The sequence below is a fragment of the Hyphomonas sp. CY54-11-8 genome (genome assembly GCF_000682735.1).
Classification (GTDB): Bacteria; Pseudomonadota; Alphaproteobacteria; order Caulobacterales; family Hyphomonadaceae; genus Hyphomonas.
Genome location: NZ_AWFD01000002.1, coordinates 81,211 through 95,423 on the forward strand (window position 1 = coordinate 81,211; position 14,213 = coordinate 95,423).

Annotated in this window: 13 protein-coding genes; 9 read left to right on the forward strand and 4 right to left on the reverse strand. The window is 59.7% G+C overall.

The window, feature by feature from the left end:
- Window positions 1-116: 116 nt before the first annotated feature.
- The 3 genes from HY17_RS03890 (at window position 117) to HY17_RS03900 (ending at window position 2,688) form a co-directional block, all read left to right on the forward strand.
- Window positions 117-668 (forward strand): tetratricopeptide repeat protein, encoded by a 552-nt coding sequence (locus tag HY17_RS03890; RefSeq protein WP_034762900.1) that lies wholly within the window; start codon window positions 117-119, stop codon window positions 666-668.
- A gap of 59 nt (window positions 669-727) precedes the next feature.
- Complete coding sequence (gene tldD / locus HY17_RS03895; RefSeq protein WP_034762903.1) at window positions 728-2,131, forward strand: metalloprotease TldD; 1,404 nt, start codon at window positions 728-730, stop codon at window positions 2,129-2,131.
- Between the two features lie 128 nt (window positions 2,132-2,259).
- Window positions 2,260-2,688: a rhodanese-like domain-containing protein gene (locus HY17_RS03900; protein WP_051599642.1), complete on the forward strand. Its 429-nt coding sequence runs from the start codon at window positions 2,260-2,262 to the stop codon at window positions 2,686-2,688.
- A 100-nt stretch (window positions 2,689-2,788) separates the two neighbouring features.
- Here the strand turns inward: HY17_RS03900 and HY17_RS03905 are convergent, their stop codons facing one another.
- Together HY17_RS03905 and HY17_RS03910 are read right to left on the reverse strand one after the other, a co-directional pair.
- Window positions 2,789-4,384 (reverse strand): peptide MFS transporter, encoded by a 1,596-nt coding sequence (locus HY17_RS03905; protein WP_233351543.1) that lies wholly within the window; start codon window positions 4,382-4,384, stop codon window positions 2,789-2,791.
- A gap of 107 nt (window positions 4,385-4,491) precedes the next feature.
- Window positions 4,492-5,871, reverse strand: coding sequence for a glutamate--cysteine ligase (locus tag HY17_RS03910; RefSeq protein WP_051599644.1), 1,380 nt, complete (start codon window positions 5,869-5,871; stop codon window positions 4,492-4,494).
- 105 nt (window positions 5,872-5,976) lie between these two features.
- Here HY17_RS03910 and HY17_RS03915 point away from each other — a divergent pair, with 105 nt between their 5' ends.
- Together HY17_RS03915 and HY17_RS03920 are read left to right on the forward strand one after the other, a co-directional pair.
- Complete coding sequence (locus HY17_RS03915; protein WP_051599646.1) at window positions 5,977-6,615, forward strand: hypothetical protein; 639 nt, start codon at window positions 5,977-5,979, stop codon at window positions 6,613-6,615.
- Window positions 6,616-6,735: 120 nt separating this feature from the next.
- Window positions 6,736-8,394 (forward strand): DUF389 domain-containing protein, encoded by a 1,659-nt coding sequence (locus tag HY17_RS03920; protein ID WP_051599647.1) that lies wholly within the window; start codon window positions 6,736-6,738, stop codon window positions 8,392-8,394.
- 7 nt (window positions 8,395-8,401) lie between these two features.
- On the opposite strand, the gene HY17_RS03925 is transcribed toward HY17_RS03920, so the two are convergent.
- Window positions 8,402-9,172: a 16S rRNA (uracil(1498)-N(3))-methyltransferase gene (locus HY17_RS03925; RefSeq protein WP_034762904.1), complete on the reverse strand. Its 771-nt coding sequence runs from the start codon at window positions 9,170-9,172 to the stop codon at window positions 8,402-8,404.
- 49 nt (window positions 9,173-9,221) lie between these two features.
- On the opposite strand from HY17_RS03925, the gene HY17_RS03930 reads away from it, so the two are divergent.
- The 4 genes from HY17_RS03930 to HY17_RS03945 all read left to right on the forward strand — a co-directional run bounded on the left by HY17_RS03930 (window position 9,222) and on the right by HY17_RS03945 (window position 13,268).
- Entirely contained in the window at window positions 9,222-10,595 is a 1,374-nt protein-coding gene (locus HY17_RS03930; RefSeq protein WP_034762906.1) for an NAD-dependent succinate-semialdehyde dehydrogenase, read from the forward strand.
- 62 nt (window positions 10,596-10,657) lie between these two features.
- Window positions 10,658-11,788 carry a 4-hydroxybenzoate octaprenyltransferase gene (gene ubiA / locus HY17_RS03935; RefSeq protein ID WP_051599649.1) on the forward strand — a complete coding sequence of 377 codons (1,131 nt, stop codon included), beginning with the start codon at window positions 10,658-10,660 and terminating at the stop codon, window positions 11,786-11,788.
- A gap of 32 nt (window positions 11,789-11,820) precedes the next feature.
- Window positions 11,821-12,480, forward strand: coding sequence for a DsbA family oxidoreductase (locus HY17_RS03940; RefSeq protein ID WP_034762907.1), 660 nt, complete (start codon window positions 11,821-11,823; stop codon window positions 12,478-12,480).
- Window positions 12,477-13,268, forward strand: coding sequence for an enoyl-CoA hydratase/isomerase family protein (locus HY17_RS03945; protein ID WP_034762909.1), 792 nt, complete (start codon window positions 12,477-12,479; stop codon window positions 13,266-13,268). The genes HY17_RS03940 and HY17_RS03945 overlap by 4 nt, the downstream gene beginning before the upstream one ends.
- Window positions 13,269-13,329: 61 nt before the next feature.
- On the opposite strand, the gene HY17_RS03950 is transcribed toward HY17_RS03945, so the two are convergent.
- The gene (locus HY17_RS03950) at window positions 13,330-14,124 is read right to left on the reverse strand and encodes a hypothetical protein (protein ID WP_034762911.1); all 795 of its coding nucleotides are present in this window, start codon (window positions 14,122-14,124) and stop codon (window positions 13,330-13,332) included.
- Between the last annotated feature and the right edge of the window lie 89 nt (window positions 14,125-14,213).

The following is a 14,213-nucleotide window of genomic DNA, read 5'->3' on the forward strand; positions in this document are numbered from 1 at the left end:
ATACGTATTAGCCGCAACCTACCTCTTTCCGCGCTCAATATTGTCGCAGCCTGTCGTCGCTCCATCGCTTTGATGCTAAACTGATCCTACATAAACTCGTTCATTCGGAGGCTATCATGATCCGGACTGCCCTGCTCGCCGCCAGCCTTATCGCGCTCACCGCGCCAACCGCATACGCCCAAGTATCGGTGATTGGTGGTGGAATCGCCCGTGACTGCTACGAAGCGGCCCTTTATGGACGCACGTCTAACCAGGAAGGCGAGCGAATCTGCACCAAGGCCATTGAGGCCGAACTGATGAAAATGGAGAACCGGGCTGCAACCTATACAAATCGCGGCGTGCTGCGCATGCGGGCTGGCGACTATGATGGTGCACTGTCCGACTACTCCACTGCCAAGAAGATGAAGCCTGAACTTGGCGCGATCTGGCTTAATGAGGGAGCCGCCTACATTTTCCTCAAGGATTTCGACTCAGCCCTGATCTCGCTGGACAAGGCGATCGAACTCGACAGCCAGGAGCTCTACGCCGCCCACTACAACCGGGCGATCGCACGGGAAAATACCGGAGATCTGGCAGGGGCGTACGCAGATTTCCAGAAAACCCTGGAACTCAATCCGGAGTTCGAGCGCGCGAAATGGCAGCTGACCCGGTTCACCGTCACGAATTGAGCCCGGAATCCTCATGCAGGCCTCTTGCCGCCCCTGCTGCGGACGCGCATCTAGTCTGAATGACAGAAAACGCCCTGCCCTTCGATCTCCGCCAAGCCACTGAAATTCTCGCTGACGCCGTACGCGGCGGCGATGACGGCGACCTCTATGTCGAACGCTCCCGCTCCGAGAGCTTCGTATTTGACGATGGCCGGCTGAAGTCGGCCGCTTTCGACACGGATCAGGGCTTCGGCCTGCGCGTGGTCGCCGGTGAAGCGCAGGGGTCAGGTTACGCATCCGAACTCACACTGGGGGCAATCCGTCGGGCGGCCTCGACAGCATCGGAAGCCAAACGCGGCTATTCTGGAAAGCTGGCGGCAAGTCCGATACCGACCAATCGACGCCTGTATCAGCCAATCGACCCTACCGCCGCGCCCGATTTTTCCGTGAAGACCGGGCTCCTGGCAGAGATCGATGCCTGGGCCCGGGCAAGCGACCCGCGAGTCGTGCAGGTCTCGGTCTCCCTTTCCGGCAGTCATACAGAAATCGACATCCTGCGCCCGGACGGCGCAGCCTTTTCGGACATCCGTCCTCTGGTGCGCCTCAACGTATCCGTCACGCTGGAGGAAAATGGCCGAAGGGAATCAGCCGGCGCCGGTGCAGGTGGACGCGCTGCGTATGACGACTGGATCCGGCCGGAACGCTGGCAGGACATGGTCCGCCGCGCCATTCGCAAGGCATCGGTCAATCTTCAATCCATTGCTGCGCCAGCTGGTGAAATGGAAGTCGTACTCGGCCCGGGCTGGCCAGCCGTCTTGTTGCACGAAGCAGTTGGCCACGGCTTGGAAGGCGACTTCAACCGCAAAGGCACCAGCGTCTATGCCGGGCGCATCGGTGAGCAGGTCGCCGCGAAGGGTGTCACCGTTATCGATGACGGATCCATAGAAGCCCGCCGTGGTTCGCTCTCATTTGATGATGAAGGCACGCCGACACAGCGGACCGTTCTGATCGAAGACGGCATCCTGAAAGGCTATATGCAGGACCGTCTGAATGCCCGCCTCATGGGCCAGCAGCCGACCGGCAATGGTCGGCGCGAAAGCTATGAAGCGCAAACGATGCCGCGGATGACCAACACCGTGATGCTGGGTGGTGACAAGGATCCGGAAGAAATCGTCTCATCGATCAAGCGCGGTCTATGGGCGGTCGATTTCGGCGGTGGCCAGGTCGACATCACCTCCGGCAATTTCGTCTTCCAGTGCACGGAGGCCTATCTCGTAGAGAACGGAAAGGTCATCGCACCGGTGAAAAACGCCACCCTGATCGGCCACGGTCCGACCGTCCTCCAGGACGTCACGATGATCGGCAACGACTTCGCCATGGATGACGGCGTGGGCATGTGCGGCAAGGCCGGTCAGTCTGTTCCGGTGGGTGTTGGACAGCCGACCCTCAAGATTGGTGCCCTGACTGTAGGCGGCGCAGGCTAAAATTGCTGTAACAACCGGGGCTTGGGACTTGAAGCGCCGGAACCGTTTTGTCACTTTCTGGCCACAATCGGGCGGAGGGATACGAACTGATTCGTTCGTGCGCCCGGTCAGTAGAGGACGGTAATACGATGCGTTTCCTGATGGGTGCCCTTCTGGGGGCGACTTTCATGGCAGCTCCTGCATTGGCTGAGCCTGGCGCCCTGCCAGCAGATTCGGCTTGGCAGATGGTGCAGAGGGGCGAGATTGTCGTGCTTGATGTACGAACCCCAACGGAGTGGGCGATGACGGGCCTTCCCCGCGACAGCCATGGCATCAATGTGAAAGACCGGGACTTCATTGCCCAGGCACGCGGCGCTGTCCTGGGCGATCTGGATCATCCGATCGCCGTGATCTGTCGGAGCGGCAAGCGCTCAAGTGAAGCAGCGAGCGTTCTGGAGAAGGCTGGCTTCACCCACGTCTTTGACATCCGCGAAGGCATGGTCGGAAATGAAGAAAGCGGCGAAGGCTGGCTGAAACGCGGCCTGCCAACTGACCCCTTCATACCCCCCTACAATTGACGCATCCCTTCGACCGCATTTCAGACGCACAGTCCCATGAAAAAGGGCGGCCCAGTCAGAGGCCGCCCTTCTCATATCTGGTTTCTTTTTTTAGCAGGCGTTAGCTGAGCGTCTTGTCCGGCGCCCCCGGATCGGTGTTCGACCCGAACGTATCCACGGTGCCGACATCCGCCACGGAATCGTCCGACAACGTATCAAGATGCATCATCTTGGTCATGAAAGGCGCTGCAATCGCAAACAGGACTCCGACTCCAATCGCGAACCAGCCGACCTTTATGTAGACCGACAGCACGTTCCCGACACCTTCACCGCCAGCGGCAGTCGCCTGGGCGATGATGGCCGCCACCGCGTTACCAGCGCCCGACGCCAGGAACCAGGCACCCATCATCAGGCCGACCATGGAAGTAACTGACAGCCGGGTCATGGCTGACAGGCCAACCGGGCTCATGCAAAGCTCGCCTGTCGTGTGCAGCAGATAGATCAGGAAGATGAAGATCACCGGCGTCATGGCTCCGGCGCTGGAACCGAACGCCAGCACGAGGAAGCCAGCGCCAAGCTGCATCAGAGCCAGGGCGAACTTCATCGGTGCACTTGGCTCCCATCCTTTCTTGCCAAGCCACACCCAGAGCGCGGCAAAGACCGGGCCCAACGTCATGATGTAGAAGGCGTTGATCGACTGGAACATGGAAGCCGGGACTTCCCAGCCAAGCAGGTTGCGGTCGACATGCTCGTCCGTGAACAGGTTCAGTGACGACCCCGCCTGCTCGAACAGGCCCCAGAACAGGACGTTGGTGGAGATCAGGATCAGCGCGACGATGATCCGGTTTCGCTGGTGCGGGTTCAATTTCGCGATCGCGCGCCAGACAATGTAGAGATACGTGATCGTCATGGCGATCAGCAGCAGCGTGTTCACCGTGCCTTGGCTGCGCACAAGGAACCAGACAATGAACGTCGTTACGATGGCGCCCAGCCAGATCATGTGCTCGCGATTCAGCGGTCCCACCATCGGTGCGGCGAGTTTTGCCGGATCACTCGGTTCGCCCGCCCCGCGCAAGGCTGGCTTGCCCCAGACAAAGACGATCAGGCCGAGCAGCATGCCAATCCCGGCCGCGCCGAAGCCATATGCCCAGCCGAAGGTCTCACCCAGATAACCTGCAATCAGAGCCCCCAGGAAGGCGCCGGTATTGATACCTACATAGAAGATGGTGAAAGCGGAATCGCGCCGCGTGTCCGTCTTCTTGTAGAGCGAGCCAACGATGGTCGAGATGTTCGCTTTCAGGAAGCCGACCCCAACAATGATCAGCGCAAGGCTGAAATAGAAAATATTGAGAACGCCCGGATCGGGTGACTGCCCATCCAGGACCGGGTCCCCTTCCACCGCCATTCCAAGGTGGCCGAGCACCAGGAAAATGGCGCCGATCGTGACCGCCTTGCGGGCGCCAAGGTATTTGTCGGCCAGGAAGCCGCCGATCACCGGTCCGATATAGACCAGCGTCGTATAGGCGCCGTACAGGCCATAGGCGGCCTCTCGATCAAACAGGAAGTGCTTGGTCAGATAGAGAACCAGTAGAGCCCGCATGCCGTAGTAGGAAAAACGCTCCCACATCTCAGCAAAGAACAGGACAAACAGCCCTGTCGGATGGCCCAGAAAGGTTTTCTCCTGCCCCTGGCCGGCAGCAATCGCGTTGTCGGTCACTTGTTTCACTCCCTCAGCTTCCCTGAATTGCGCATATTGAGCGTGCTATGCGGCAAGGCTCAAGGCAGTTTCTGCTTTTTCGGAAGGAATGGGGGGAAGGCTATGCCCTAGTAAGCCTTTTCCGTGAAAACGTGACGCACGTCTCGGTTCCAGGCGCCATAGTAGCGTTCCAGAAGCCGGTCCGCCGGCGTTTTGCCGGATCGGGCGATCTCGTCGAGTTCGGCAAGGTAACCGGTTTCATTCTCGCCAGACGCGGAGAGATTGTTACGGTTACTGAGACCGATACGGGCAAGGTCCAGCATCTCCATCGCCAGGTCCTGCATCGTGGCACCGCCTGGAATTGGCGTCTTCAGGCCCAGCGTCCGGACGGACTGGCGCATGGCTTCACGCTCCGCTGCGGTCCAGGTCTTCACGCGATCCCAGGCGCCATCGAGACAGACCGGGCAATACAACAAACCAACCCAGAAAGCTGAGAACGCACACAAATGCGACCAGGGCCCAGCGTCGGAGCCACGCATTTCAAGGAATCGCTTCAGGCGGACTTCCGGGAAGATCGTGGAGAGGTGGTCGGCGAAATCATCCATTGCAGGCAGCTCGCCGGGCAGGATTTCCAGCTTTCCGTCCATGAAGTCCCGGAAACTGAGGCCGCTGGCGTCCAGGTATTTCCCGCCGCGGCGCACGAAATACATCGGTACGTCGAGTGCATAGTCGACATAGCGCTCGAACCCCATTCCATCCTCGAACACAAAGGGCAGCATGCCGGTGCGGTCCGGGTCGGTATCGGTCCAGATCTGCGATCGATAGGACAGGAAGCCGTTCGGGCGGCCTTCCATGAAGGGTGAATTGGCGAACAGCGCGGTACCGAGCGGCTGCAGCGCAAGTGCCACGCGGAACTTCTTCACCATGTCAGCTTCGGAGCCGAAGTCGAGATTGGTCTGCACCGTGCAGGTACGGAACATCATCTGGCGGCCAAGACGCCCGACCTTGTCCATGTATTCCATCATGATCTTGTAACGGCCCTTGGGCATCACAGGCGTCTCGGCGAGGCTCCACAGCGGGCTTGCGCCAAGCCCGAGGAACGAAATGCCGAGCGGATCGGCAATCTCGCGGACTTCTTCGAGGTGACGCCCGACTTCGGTACAGGTCTGGTGGATGGTCTCAAGGGGAGCGCCGGAAAGCTCGAACTGACCGCCCGGCTCCAGCGAAACGCTGGCGCCGTCGCGCTGCAGGCCGATCAGCTTGCCGCTTTCGACAATCGGGGCCCAGCCGAACCGGTCGCGCAGGCCTTCCAGCATGGCCAGCACAGAAGCCTTGCCCTCATAGGGCAGCGGCGCAAGATTCTCACGAAGGAAACCGAACTTCTCGTGTTCCGTCCCGATGCGCCAGTCTTCCGACGGCTTGCAGCCGGCTTCCAGATACTCGACAAGCTCATGCTTTCCCGCGATGCGCGGAGAGGTTTCGTCGATGTCCGACGTTGGCGTGGTCATCCCGAACCCCCTGTTGCGAACCAGAATGAGGCTTGCAGATAAGGTTGTTTCTCTTGAACGCCAACCGCGTTATTCTCACGAATTCGTTTAGATGAGAGTCCGCAGATGACCAAGATGACCACCGATGAACGCGACGACCTGAAAATGTGGGCGCATCTGCACGTTCGGGGCGGCTATGAACCGCTGGAAGAAATCGAGGAAATCCTGCTGGATTACGTTCAGGATTTCCGGAGCCCCCTCTCTGACCGCGACCGCCAGATCGAGGTTCGAAATGCCTTGGTGCATGCGGTGACAGCGCTCATGGAGGATCAGGAATCCTGGCCGGTTCTCACTGATTTTGACCGCCTCTCCCTCGCTTTTGACATGCTGGAGGATGAAGACATCGTCGCCCGCCAGCATTTTACCTGCTGCGGCACGTGCGGCGCCGCCGAAATCGGTATCGAAATGGACGACTTCCGGGACATGTCCGGCCGCGAGCCGACAGGCTATGTCTTCTTCCATCAGCAAGACACGGAAAGTGCTGTCGAAAGCGGCAGCCTCTATATCAGCTATGGCGCGGCAGACGCCACGGCCTCTCCGGAAGAGAACATCGCTATCGGTCAGCGTCTGCATGATATCCTTCAGTCCGTCGGGCTGAAGCCTGTCTGGGACGGCAAGCTCAACCACCGCGTGGGACTTGCGATAGACTGGAAGCGCCGCTGGGAAGGTGCCACACCTAAGCCGATGAAGCGCTGGTTTTACTGATTTCCGCAGAGTTTCTGCACAAATCCTGCATCTGGAATATTTATAAACTGCCATAATGTGGCGGCAAACGGATTGCTGCGTCCAGCAATCCTCGAATTTGGCAGATCGGAACCCGGGCCCATGGCCTTCGACAAGAATGACAAAGACGATCTATCCGCGAAGGATGCGATTGAAGAGCGCCTAAACTGGGTCCGCCGCTGGAGCCGGATCGTCCTGCGCCAGCTTGCGCGTTCTGTGGCGCATGAGGAAGTGATCCAGCATGCCCGCGAAGAAGGCCAGATGTCCGGCCGCTTCGTATTCATGGTGGTCATGTCCTGCGCCATTGCGACCCTCGGCCTACTCCTGTCGTCTCCAGCGGTCATCATCGGCGCCATGCTTATCTCGCCGCTGATGGGGCCGATCATGTTGATGGGCTTCTCGCTCAGCACGTTTGACTTTCCAGCCATGCGCCGGGCGATGGTCAGCATGGCCTGGGGCGTCATTGCCGCAATCTCGATCTCGTTCCTGATCGTTCGCCTGTCTCCACTGAGTGAAGTGACACCGGAAATCATCGCCCGTACACGGCCGAACCTCTTTGATCTGCTGGTCGCCATCTTCTCCGGCCTTGCTGGCGGCTATGCCACGATCAACCGGAAGGGTGAAACCATCGTCGGCGTGGCGATCGCAACGGCACTCATGCCGCCGCTCGCCGTCGTTGGCTACGGCTTGGCTGTTGGTTCAGCTGGCATTTCAGGCGGTGCATTCTTCCTTTTCATGACGAACCTATTGGCCATCGCCCTGTCAGTGACCGTTCTATCCCGCATCTTCAGCTTCGGCGCCAGCCATGGACGGCGCAGCACGCTCTGGCAAAGCGTCGCCATCGTGTTCGTGTTTGGTGCCCTGTCCATACCGCTCGGCTTATCACTTCGGGATATCGCCTATGAGACGCAGGCCGTCAGTACGGTGAAGTCCCGCATCCTGCTGCCTTTCGACGACGAGGAAGCGCGGATATCCGACGTTTCGGTCGCATTCCCTCGCAAGGAATCGATCCAGATCGATGCGACGGTCCTGACGAAAACCATCGTGCCGAACGCAGAAACAACCCTCGCGGCAGACCTTGCTGACCAACTCGGCCGGCCTGTGATTGTCAATTTGGGTCAAGTCCTCGTGGACGAGGACAAGGAACTAGAAGCAGAAGCCTTCCTGCGTCTTGCTGAATCAAGCCTTGCAGCGCCTCTGCGGACGGAAATGTCGCGTCTCGAACAATACGGGCAGCTACGCCAGTCGGAAGCTGAGCTGCGCGCAGCTATTCCGTTCCAGGTAACCGCAGCCGACATAGACGCGGCCTCCCGCCAGGCGACCCTGATCGCCGCGCCGCAACCGGGTCTAACCGTCACTTCCTACAGAACGCTGGAAACCGGGCTTTCCGGGAACTTCCCGGACTGGTCAATCAAGGTCATTCCTCCAACCAGCGAACTACCGCTTATCGGGTTCGACAATGGCAGCGATGTCGTGTCCCCCGCCAATGCAGGCCTGATCGATGACATTCTCTGGGTGCTGGACCGCTGGATCGTGAAGAGCGTGGAAGTCGTTGGATATGCCTCCACGTCCGGAGAAGTCCGCCGATTCGACAATCAATCCCTGGCGCTGCGCCGTGCACAGAACATTTCTACGATTCTGGAAGAACGAGGCCTTATCGCTTCGCCGACAGGAGAGTATCGCGCCTTCCGGCAGTCGACTGATGAAAAACTGAGAGGCTACCAGCGCTACCAAACGGTACTGATCCGCCCCACTGGCTAAACCGCGCTCAGCGCCAGTCTCCTTTCAGGGCCTGCCAGACCGAGAGGGCTGCCACGGCGGCCGTTTCCGCCCGCAGGATACGCGGACCAAGACTCACTGCCGCGGTATTGTCACGCGTACGCAACCAGCGGCGTTCCTCCGGACTGAAGCCGCCTTCCGGGCCGATCAGGATGGCGACCGGCACATCTCCAAGACCGGCGAGTACTTCGATAATGGGACCTGCACGACCCGTCTCACCACCCCAAGGTGCATCCGCATCGTCGCCCCGTTCATCGCAGAAGATCACCACCGTACCTTCCGCCAGAACATCAAGCGCATTTGCGAGCGGCTGCAGGTCTTCCACCTCGGGCAGGTCCAGCCGTTCGGTCTGCTCTGCCGCTTCAAGAACAATCTTCTGGAACCGGTCCAACCGAACCGTGCGGGTCTGGGTTCGTTCGGTCAGCACCGGCATGATGCGCGCAGCACCCAGTTCGGTCGCCTTCTCCACGATGAAATCCGTCTCGGCTTTCTTGACCGGCGCAAATAGCAGAATGGGTGCACTTGCCGGGGAGGCCGGTTGTGGCCGGATTAGCGTCATCGGCTCGATGCTGGCCCGCTTGCCCTTAACGTCTCCGATCCGGGATTCCCATTCGCCATCGCGTCCATTGAACACGCGCACGGGCGCGCCAGTGCCCAGTCGCAGGACACGGAGCAGGTAATTGGATTGCGCATCGTCCAGTGGGAAGGCAACGCCTTTGGCCAGATCCTGCATCATAAACAGTCGGGGTGTGGAACTCATGGGCGGGGTATAGGCTTATAAAGGGACAAGGTTAAGTCAGGAGCCCGCCATGCCAGAAAGACAAGTACAGTCAATCAACCCGGCAAATGGTGAGGTGATCGAAAGCTTCACACCGTTGAATGCGGCACGTATCGACACCGCGCTGGATAAAGCAGCCAACCGGTTCCGCAACTGGCGGACAGTGCCATTGGCAGAGCGCGCTGAACTGCTGAACCGCGCAGCCGAAGTCCTGGAGGCCAAGGCCTCCGAATATGCTCGCGACATTACCCTGGAAATGGGCAAGCCGATCTCACAGGCCGAAGCCGAAGTGAAAAAGTGCGCCGCCGCCTGCCGCCATTATGCCGAGCACGGCGCGGCCTATTTGCAGGATGAAACCATCAGCACGGAGGCTCATCGCGCCTTTGTCCGTCACCTGCCCATGGGGCCAGTGCTCGCTGTCATGCCGTGGAATTTTCCGTTCTGGCAGGTCTTCCGCTTCGCTGCTCCAGCCCTTATGGCGGGCAATGTCGGCCTCCTGAAGCACGCCTCAAACGTCTGGCGCTCCGCCCTGAATATTGAAGACGTCTTCCACCGGGCCGGTTTTCCGGAGGGGTGCTTTCAGACATTGTTGATCGGATCTTCTGAAGTCGAAAGCGTCATTCGCGACAACCGGGTCAAAGCCGTCACCCTGACCGGATCAGGCCCGGCCGGACGGAGCGTCGCCGCCATCGCAGGCGACAGCATCAAACCCAGCCTGTTGGAACTCGGCGGGTCGGACGCCTTCATCGTCATGCCTTCCGCCGACCTCGGCAAGGCGGTCAAAACGGCCGTCACGGCGCGCATCCAGAATTCGGGGCAGTCCTGCATCGCGGGGAAACGATTCTTTGTGCATGCCGACATCTATGATGATTTCGCCAAACGGTTCACCACTGCATTCGATGCCCTCAAAGTCGGGGATCCGATGAAAGCGGACACTGATGTCGGTCCGCTTGCCACTCTGGCGATCCGGGACGAACTCGCAGATCAGGTCGAACGCTCCCTGAAAGGCGGCGCTGAACGCCTGACAAAAGAGCGCACAGTGCCCGGAAATGGTGCCTGGATCGCGCCGCAAATCCTGGCGGATGCGCATTCTGGAACGCCTTCGACAGACGAGGAAATGTTCGGCCCGGTCGCCAATCTCTGGAAAGTGTCCAACCTCGACGATGCAATCACCCGTGCGAACCGCAGCGTGTTCGGCCTCGGTTCTGTTCTGTTTTCAAAAGAAGAATCGGAAATCGACCAAGCGGTGCGGGAGCTCGAAGCGGGCGCCACTTTCGTCAATTCCATGGTGGCGTCCGATCCGCGTCTCCCCTTCGGCGGGATCAAACAGTCCGGCTATGGCCGGGAACTGGCGGCTGACGGTCTTCGCGCCTTCATGAACCGCAAAACCGTCTCGGTGGCGTAAGCACTCCCCTGAGAGGTGCGTTGACCTGTCGGAATCGGGAATCCGCGCTATAAGCCGCTCCGATGACAGAGACACAACTCTCTCCTGCTGACAGCGCGCTGCCGGGCTGGCTTTCCAAGCTACCGGCGGGCCTGCGCCCTTACGCCATGCTGGCGCGCTGGGACCGGCCTGTGGGGATCTGGCTTCTCTATTTGCCCTGCCTGATTGGTCTCGCCTTTGAACGGATCAAGACCGGCCTCTACCTGACCGACTTTCTCTGGGCGATCCTGTTCCTGACCGGCGCGATCGCCATGCGTGGCGCCGGCTGCACCTGGAACGACATCACCGACCGTGATTTCGATGCCAAGGTGGAGCGAACGGCGCTGCGTCCGCTGCCGGCAGGCCTCGTCACCCTGCGCGAGGCGCACATCTTCCTGGGTATCCAGCTGGCCGTAGGCCTCCTTGTCTGGCTCTGCCTGCCAGGCGACGCCAAGATCGTCGCGCTGCTATCCATCCCGCTGGTCGGAGCCTACCCGTTCATGAAACGCGTTACTTGGTGGCCGCAGGCCTGGCTGGGCGCGACGTTCAATTGGGGCGCGCTGGTCGGTGTCGCCGTCGCCGGCTCGATCGGCTTTCCAGCGATCCTCCTTTATATCGGGCTGGCCTGCTGGACGGTAGCCTATGACACCATCTACGCCTTACAGGATCGCGAAGACGACGCCCTGATCGGTGTGAAGTCCACCGCGCGTCTCTTCGGCAAGCATGCAGCCCTCTACAGCTTCGGCTTTTTCATCATTGCTGCCGCGCTGATTGCTGCTGCCTCCGGCCTACAGGGCGCTGGTAGGATGGGTGCTGTGACATCGTTGGCCTTTCTCGGTCATGCCACAGCGCAAATTTCCCGGTTGAAGCGCAAAGGCGAAGGCGTCGCGCTGGCTGTATTCAAATCGAATGTGTGGACTGGCGCGCTGGTGACACTCGGCCTGACACTGGCGGCCATGACACCAGAACCCGCCCCCCGTACCATTTTCTCAGGGCCGGAAATCGTGCCTGCGGGCGAACCGGACAAAGTCTCCCTGCCCTTCGGCCTGGAGCTGAAGAAAGGCCCCCGCGAGCCCGGGCTGCCTGAGACATGGCTTGTCAGCGAAATACGCCGCACACTGGAACGTGATGGCTATGTCTTCCCTGCCCCCCCGGAAACGCCAGACGAGCCGTGACGCAGGCCGCACGATGGCATAAGGTGGCACCCATGCCTGTTGTCATTGAAATGGTTTCCGATCTCGTCTGTCCCTGGTGCTGGCTCGGCAAGCGCCGCATCGAAGCGGCCATTGCCATGGTGCCGGACGTGGATGTGCAGCTCCTGTTCCGCCCTTACGAACTTGACCCCACCATCCCTGCGGGCGGCGTCGATTATAAGGAATACATGCGCAAGGCCTTCAGCTCGCCTGAAGCGAAGGAACGGTCAGGCGCCATGCGCCAGGCACTGATCGACTACGGCGAAGCCGAAGATATCCCCTACCGGTTCGACGAGATCAGCTGGCGTCCGAACAGCCTGGATGCGCATCGCCTCGTCCACTGGGCGCAAGGCCAGCAAAAGGGAGCCGCCGCCAAGGAAGCGCTGTTCCGTGCGTTCTTCCATGATGGGCGTGATATTGGCGATCATGGCGTCCTTGTGGACATTGCCCGCCAGATCGACCTCGACCCGACGATTGTGGCTGATCTTCTGGCCACGGACGCCGACGTGGTGACCGTACGCGCCGAAGAGAAATTTTTCCGAGAAGTCGGCATCACCGGCGTTCCGACCTATATCGCGAACCGGCAATTTGCTGCTCAAGGCGCTGAGACACCTGAAAAGCTCGCCCGCTTTATTCGTCATGCAGCCGAACATCCCCCTGCAGAGACCGCATGAGTGACCTCGTCCAGATCGAGATTGATGGCCGGGTCGCCATCGTCCGCTTCGACACAGGAGCGCGTGCCAACGCCCTCAGCCAACAGCTGATGCAGGACCTGACCGAGGCCGCCCTGAAGTTCCACGACACACCGGAAATATCGACCGTCATCCTGACCGGCCGCGCCGACCAATTCTCCATGGGCGCAGACCTGAAAGATCCAGCCGGCACAACCGCAGCGAAGTCTTCCCTCCGGGAACGGAGAATTCTTTTACGCCGCGGCCCACGCATGTGTGAGGCATGGGAGAATATCGACGCCCTGACCATTTGCGCCGTGGAAGGCTGGTGCGTCGGAGGCGGCGTCGCGCTTGCCACATCATGCGATCTGCGTGTCGCCGCCGAGAACACCGTCTTCTACGTTCCGGAAGTGGAGCGTGGCATGAACATGAGCTGGGGCTCTATCCCCCGTTTCGTTGCATTGGTCGGCCCTGCGCGGGCAAAGCGGATTGCCGGCCTGTGTGAGAAGATTGACGCTGCAACGGCCCTCAATTGGGGGCTTGCCGATCATGTCGTCCCGGCCGGTACGGCGATGCACAAAGCCCGGGAAGTGGCTGCAGCCGCTGCGCGCCTGCCGCCCACGGCACTCAAAATGGTAAAACAGGATGTAAACGTGGCAGCCCACGCCCTGGCGAAGGCCACCGCGCACCGGGATCTTGAAGCTTTCGCCTTGCTCCAACGGTCCGACGATTTCCGGGAAGGCATCAAAGCCTTCCTCGAAGGTCGCGACCCGGAATTTACCGGCGACTAGTTGTGTGCCCCTGCTTGCGGCAGGAGCTCAACCTTGTTGCCCTGATCGACTGTCCAGACCGTTAGCGGGTATATCCAAGCAGTTCACGGAGCCCGGGCACGGCGTAATCCACCAGCTTCTTCTGAGCCTCTGGCAGCTCATCGGGAAAGCGGTCATGTTCGATGGTCAGATTTTCGCGGGCAGTGGCGCTCTGCTTCTTGTCGCTGCCGATCAGAATCCGCTGACGCCAATCATCAGGCATCGCGATGCCGCAAATATCCAACAGTTCACCAAAGAAGGTTTTCGCCTCATCTGAATCGAGGTTTTTCAGATTCCGGACGATATCTTCATAACGGTACACATGCACACCGGGCAGCCCCATCCATGCAGCCGCATTGAATGAGAAGACGTCACTCATAGGCGGCGCCTTCTGATGGATCCCGAAGATCATCATGTTCATCAACGATTCCGGTGAGAAGATGTCGTGCTTCAGATGTTCGAGATTTGCGTCGAAATTCTCCGAAACAAAGAAGCGGGCACGCGCAAGCACCCATGTGTATGGATCACGAACCAGCAGAACATGGCGTGCTGTGCGCGTCGCCATGACGGATTCGTCCGAGAACAGAAGATGCCCCCAACTCAACATCGGCTTGGCGGGATTGAAGACATTCGGCGCGTGATTCCGAAGATTCGGGATCTGAATGAACGTTTCATGATACTGCTGCTCCACCGGAACGAACATGCGCATGATATTGCGGATCAGGTGCGTGCCGGATTTCGGAACAGAATTCAGAAAGACAGGAGACTGCAGCGGCGCCTGGATAAATTCCCGGTTCCGGTCATTCAGATTGTCCTGCTTCATCGTGATCTGAGGCAATTTACTTCCTCCTTTATGGGTGGGTTATTCTAACCCTTTGCAAAAAGCAAAAAAAGCGGCGGAGCTGCCTCCGCCGCTTTTCATGATCA